At 64.3% G+C, this 5,544-nt stretch carries 6 protein-coding genes; 4 read left to right on the plus strand and 2 right to left on the minus strand.

Annotation, left to right across the window (positions count from 1 at the left end):
- Nucleotides 1-116 precede the first annotated feature (116 nt).
- From AC1D1P_RS12935 to AC1D1P_RS12950, 4 genes are all read left to right on the plus strand, one after another.
- Complete coding sequence (locus tag AC1D1P_RS12935) at nt 117-722, plus strand: TetR/AcrR family transcriptional regulator (protein WP_477670170.1); 606 nt, start codon at nt 117-119, stop codon at nt 720-722.
- A 91-nt stretch (nt 723-813) separates the two neighbouring features.
- Complete coding sequence (locus AC1D1P_RS12940) at nt 814-1,650, plus strand: oxidoreductase (protein WP_477670171.1); 837 nt, start codon at nt 814-816, stop codon at nt 1,648-1,650.
- Nucleotides 1,647-2,648 carry an NADP-dependent oxidoreductase gene (locus AC1D1P_RS12945; RefSeq protein WP_477673262.1) on the plus strand — a complete coding sequence of 334 codons (1,002 nt, stop codon included), beginning with the start codon at nt 1,647-1,649 and terminating at the stop codon, nt 2,646-2,648. The genes AC1D1P_RS12940 and AC1D1P_RS12945 overlap by 4 nt, the downstream gene beginning before the upstream one ends.
- 45 nt (nt 2,649-2,693) lie before the next feature.
- Entirely contained in the window at nt 2,694-3,398 is a 705-nt protein-coding gene (locus AC1D1P_RS12950) for an SDR family oxidoreductase (RefSeq protein WP_477673263.1), read from the plus strand.
- 85 nt (nt 3,399-3,483) lie between these two features.
- On the opposite strand, the gene xylB is transcribed toward AC1D1P_RS12950, so the two are convergent.
- Nucleotides 3,484-4,953, minus strand: a complete 1,470-nt coding sequence (gene xylB, locus AC1D1P_RS12955) for a xylulokinase (protein ID WP_477673264.1) — start codon at nt 4,951-4,953, stop codon at nt 3,484-3,486.
- A gap of 3 nt (nt 4,954-4,956) precedes the next feature.
- Nucleotides 4,957-5,544: Gfo/Idh/MocA family protein (locus AC1D1P_RS12960; protein WP_477673265.1), on the minus strand; the 588-nt coding region annotated here is incomplete at its 5' end.

The following is a 5,544-nucleotide window of genomic DNA, read 5'->3' on the forward strand; positions in this document are numbered from 1 at the left end:
GGCCTGCGCGCAGCACCGTCCCTTCCTTCCCTGTTGTCCATCCTGGCGTTGCGTGAGGGACACGCAACAAGTCAGCGATCAAAATTGCCTGGGCACGCATAGTTGCCAAATAATGTATGATACTCATCATGCGAAACACCAAAATCAACGCCAGAACGGCTGCCAAGGAGGCCTCCCACGAACGCATCGTCTCCGTGGCCGCGCGGGCAATACGCCGCAGCGGCTATAGCGGCACCGGCGTGGCCGACATCATGAAAGAGGCCGGCCTGACCCATGGTGCGTTTTACGCCCACTTCGCGTCGCGCGAGGCCATGCTGGCCGAAGCCGCAACGCGGGCCTGTGCCGAATCGGCTGCCGTGGTGGCGGGTGTTGCGGCCGGCTCGCCGCCTGAACAGGCCATGGCGGCCATGCTGCGCGCCTACCTCTCGCCGGAGCACCGGGAGCAGATCGAGATGGGCTGTCCCTTGGCCGCGCTGGGTTCGGAGACACCGCGCCAGGCGCCTGAAGTGCGCCGCGCGACCACCCGCCACATCAAGGAAATGGTGGATTTCGTCGCCCGCCAGTCACCCGATTGGGGCCAGCCCGGCGCCCACGAGCGCGCGCTGGCGACGGTCGCCACCATGGTCGGCACCTTGCTGCTGGCGCGCGTGGTCGACGAGCCCGCGCTGGCGGACAGCTTTTGCGAAGCCGCGCTGAAGCAGCTGGTACCGGTCTCCCACTGAATTCTCTTTTTGAGCCATGCCTGCTTTTTTCCTCGCAATTATGTATGACGATCATCATTCCAAATTCACTTCACGCTGAAAGAACAACACCATGAACCCCCACTACAAAGTTGTCCTGGTGACAGGCGCCTCCTCAGGTATAGGCGAAGCGGTTGCGCTGCGGCTTTCGCAGGCCGGCTACAAGGTCTACGGCACCAGCCGGCGCGGCGGCCGGGCAGGTGGTCAGCCCTTCGAGATACTGCCACTGGATGTGACCCAGGACGCGTCGGTTGAAGCCGCGGTGCAACAGCTGATTCAGCTTGAAGGCCGCATCGACCTGCTGGTCAACAACGCGGGCTTCGGGGTCGCCCCGGCCGGTGCGGAGGAAAGTTCGATCGCGCAGGCCCAGGCGATCTTTGACACCAACTTCTTCGGGATCGTCCGGATGACGCGCGCCGTCGTGCCGCACATGCGCCGACAGGGCGCGGGACGCATCATCAATATCGGCTCGGTGCTTGGTTTCCTGCCAATGCCGTACGGGGCACTGTATGCGGCGACGAAGCATGCGATCGAAGGCTACTCCGAGTCGCTCGACCATGAGCTACGCACGAGGGGCATCCGGGTCTCGGTCATCGAGCCCGCATACACGAAGACGCCGTTCGACGCGAACTTCCTGGAACCCGACACCAAGCTCGAGGAGTACCGCGAGGTTCGCGCCGCCGTGAGCCAGCGCGTGAAGGAAGTGATGGCGACTGCGGAACAGCCGGGCGTCGTGGCGGACGTCGTGCTGAAAGCTGCCAGTGCCGCTCGCCCCAAACTCCGATACACCGCAGGCGGACTCGCGAGTCGCCTGCGATTCCTCCGGACATTTGCGCCTGCTGGTCTGGTGGATGCCGGGATTCGAAAAGATCTGCGGCTCGACGTGATGCCAACAGTGAAAACATCATGAAAGCATTCATCGTTGAACGTTATGGAAAAAAAAGCAGTTTGCGGTTGACGGACATGCCGAGCCCGGAGCTGCGCGATGACGAGGTCATGGTCCAGGTGCATGCCGCTGGTGTGAACCAGCTGGACTTCAAAATCCGCGACGGCGAGTTCAAACTCATACTGCCCTATCGCCTGCCTCTCATTCTGGGCCACGACGTCGCTGGGGTGGTCGTCAAGGTCGGCCCAGGCGTGCGGCAGTTCAAGCCGGGCGATGAGGTCTACGCCCGGCCGGATGATTTCCGGATCGGTACCTTCGCTGAATTCGTCCCGGTCAAGGAGGCATCCCTGGCGCTCAAGCCTGCGGGGCTCACGATGGAAGAAGCCGCTTCCATTCCCCTGGTGGCTTTGACGGCCTGGCAGGCGTTGGTTGAAAAGGCCCAGCTGAAAAAGGGGCAAAAGGTCTTCATTCAGGCGGGCTCCGGCGGCGTAGGCAGTTTTGCCATTCAGTTGGCCAAGCACCTGGGCGCCACCGTCGCCACGACGACCAGCACGGGTAATGTCGCGCTTGTGAAGAGTCTGGGCGCGGACGTCGTGATCGACTACAAGACGCAGGCTTTCGAGGCCGTCTTGCGCGACTACGACGTGGTGCTGAACAGCCAGGACGGCAAGACGTTGAAGAAGTCACTGCGCGTGCTTAAGCCCGGCGGGAAACTCATCTCCATCTCCGGCCCACCCGATCCCGCATTCGGCAAGGAAAGCAGTGCTCCTGCATTCGTAAAGCTCGTGATGCGCATGCTGAGTTCAGGCATCCGGCGCAGGGCAAAGAGCCGCGAAGTTGACTACGCGTTTCTCTTCATGAAGGCAAGTGGCAGCCAACTGCGCGAGATCACGCGGCTCTTCGATGCTGGTGCTATCCGTCCGGTGATGGACCGGGTCTTTCCGTTCGAGGCAACCAACGAGGCCTTGGCCTACGTCGAGGCGGGCCATGCAAAAGGCAAGGTCGTCATCAAGGTCAAGTGAACCTGTTTTCCCTAATCTGCTTTTCCCACCCACTGGAGTTTTCTCATGCAAATCAAAAACGCTGTTGTTCTCGTCACCGGCGCCAATCGCGGCATCGGCCTGGCATTCGCGCGCGAGCTGCTCGCCCGCGGTGCCCGCAAGGTCTACGCGGCCGCTCGCGACCCCGCCACCATCACCCTGCCCGGTGTTCAGGCTTTAAAGCTCGACGTCACCAAGCCTGAAGACGTAGCGGCCGCCGCAGCGCTGGCGCCGGATGTCACGCTGGTAATCAACAATGCCGGCATTGCCCAGCCGGGTGGCTTTCTGGCGGCCGACAGTGAAGACACCACCCGGCGCATCTTCGAGACCAACGTCTACGGCGTACTGCGCATGAGCAAGGCCTTCGCGCCGGTTCTCAAAGGCAACGGCGGCGGTGCCCTTCTCAATGTGTTGTCGGTGGCCTCGTGGGTGAACGGCGGTGAGCTGGCAGCTTATTCGGCCAGCAAGTCGGCGGCCTGGTCGCTCACCAATGCCTTGCGCAGTGAACTCGCGGCGCAAAAGACGCAGGTGCTGGGGCTGCACATGGCCTATGTCGATACCGACCTCACGCGCGGCTTCGAGGTTCCGAAGTCCAGCCCTGAAGACATCGTCAAGCGTGCGCTCGACGGACTCGAATTGGGGGTTGATGAAGTGCTGGCCGATGAAATCACCCAACATGTCAAAGCCGGGATGACGGCGGCCAGGCCCAGCTACCTTCCGCAGGCATCCTGACTTCGAAATCTGGCCGGACCATCTGCGCCAGCAGGTTGTGACAGATGCCATTGCCACGCCAACACGCGGGTGGCGACTCCACTTTCTATGGCTGGAAGTGAGGTACGAGGCTGTTGTATAACCCTGCCAGCCGGGCGGCGCGGTTCTGCATCCGCGTCCTCTCGGCCGCTCGCACCTCGAATACGTCAGTCACCTCTGGTGCACAAAATATTTTCGCCGCTTCGCCCGGGTCGCAGGCCAGCCAGGCCAGCCGGGCTGCGCCCAGCGATGGGCCAACCTCGGCATCCGCGTGCCGGACCACCTGCAGGCCGGTAGCGTCGGCCAGCATCTGAGCCCAATAGGCATTGCGCGAGCCGCCGCCGATCAGGCTGACGCGCGCAAGGCCAGGCTGAACCGACTGCAGCGCGGCAATCCCCTGCGCCATGCCCAGGCACACACCCTCGAGGGTGGCATTCACAATGTCTTCGCGCTGCGTGCCTGCGTGCATGCCGAAGAACACGGCTTTGGCATGCGGATTGTTGTGCGGCGTGCGTTCGCCGTTCAGATAAGGCAGGAACAACGGGGTGTCTTCGCGCAGGCCGCGCTGCTCTGCCTGCGCAAGCAGCACGGCCACGTCGCGCTCTCCCAGCAGCCCCGCTGTGAACTCGAGGCACGAGGCGGCCGACAGCATCACGGACATCAGGTGCYAGGCCTCTGGCAACGCGTGGCAGAAGCTGTGCACCGCCTGCTGTGGATTGGCGACAAAAGAGCCGGTGGCCACGAACACCACACCGGACGTTCCCAGGGACAGCATCGCTTCACCCGGGTTCACCACACCAGCGCCCAGGGCGCCTGCTGCGTTATCGCTGGCACCGGCTACCACCGGCACTTCGCGCAAGCCCCAATGCTGCGCGACCTCTGGCAGCAGAGTGCCGGTGACCTCCGGGCCTTCGTGCAACCTGGGCATGTGCGCGGTAGACAGGCCGCAAGCGGCCAGGAGTTCGTCACTCCATGCGCGCCTGCCCACATCCAGCCACAGCGTGCCGGACGCGTCGGACAGGTCGGTCGCATAGTCGCCGGTCAGACGCCAGCGCAACCAGTCCTTGGGCAGCAGTACTTGCCGCACCCGGTCGAACACGCCGGGCTCGTGTTTGGATACCCAAAGCAGCTTGGGCGCCGTGAAACCCGGCATCATCAGGTTGCCGGTGATCTGACGTGACCGCGGCACCGCCCGCTCCAGTTCCGCGCATTCCGCCGCCGCCCGGCCGTCGTTCCAGAGGATGGCCGGCCGCAGAACCTCACCGCGCCCATCCAGCAGGGTCGCGCCGTGCATCTGCCCGGTCAGGCCGACGGCCTCGATCTCGCCGCCTGCGTGGCCACCGCGCCGCAATTCCTGCAACGCGGCACCCACGGCTGCATCGCACGCACGCCACCATTCCGAAGGATGCTGCTCGCGCCACAAGGGCCGGGGTGCATCCACCGACAGCGGCGCGGAGCCGCTGGCCACCAGGCGGTGGCCGCGGTCCAGCACGACCGCCTTGACACTGGAGGTGCCCAGATCAATGCCCATGAACATCGGTCAATCCTCGAACGGCGTCCACTTGGCCGTGCTGGCCGCAGACTGCACCACCTTCTCGATGAACCGCACACCGCGGGCGCCATCTTCGAGGCGGGGATAGTCGGCGTCCAGCGGATCCGGTGTATTGCCAGATTGCAGCGCGCGGATGTGCGCAGCCACTCCCAGGTAGACATTGGCAAAGGCTTCGATAAAGGCCTCGGGGTGCCCCGTGGGCAAGCGTGTCGCTCGGCGGGCTGCCTCACCGAGCCACGGCGAGCCCCGCGTCAGCATGCGGGCCGGGCCGTCGATGGGAGCATGCAGCAGCCGGTTGGGCTCCTCCTGGCGCCAATCCAGCGTACCGGTGGTGCCGAACACGCGCAGCCGCAGGTCGTTYTCGCARCCCACCTCGATCTGSGACGCGATCAGCACGCCCCTGGCGCCGTTCTTGAACCGCAGCAGGACATTGCCGTCGTCGTCAAGGCGCCGGCCCGGCACGAAGATGGTGAGGTCCGCGCAGATGCTTTCCAGCTCCAGGCCCGTCACCGTCGCCACCAGGTTCTCCGCGTGCGAGCCGATGTCGCCGATGGCGCCGGCCACGCCGCTGCGCGC

The sequence above is a fragment of the Polaromonas sp. P1_E1_2 genome, assembly GCF_056406035.1.

Excerpts from the sequence above, each read along its gene's own strand:
- AC1D1P_RS12950 (WP_477673263.1), top strand. The coding sequence starts at position 2,694 with ATGCAAATCAAAAACGCTGTTGTTCTCGTCACCGGCGCCAATCGCGGC.
- AC1D1P_RS12945 (WP_477673262.1), top strand. The coding sequence starts at position 1,647 with ATGAAAGCATTCATCGTTGAACGTTATGGAAAAAAAAGCAGTTTGCGG.
- AC1D1P_RS12935 (WP_477670170.1), top strand. The coding sequence starts at position 117 with ATGATACTCATCATGCGAAACACCAAAATCAACGCCAGAACGGCTGCC.
- AC1D1P_RS12940 (WP_477670171.1), top strand. The coding sequence starts at position 814 with ATGAACCCCCACTACAAAGTTGTCCTGGTGACAGGCGCCTCCTCAGGT.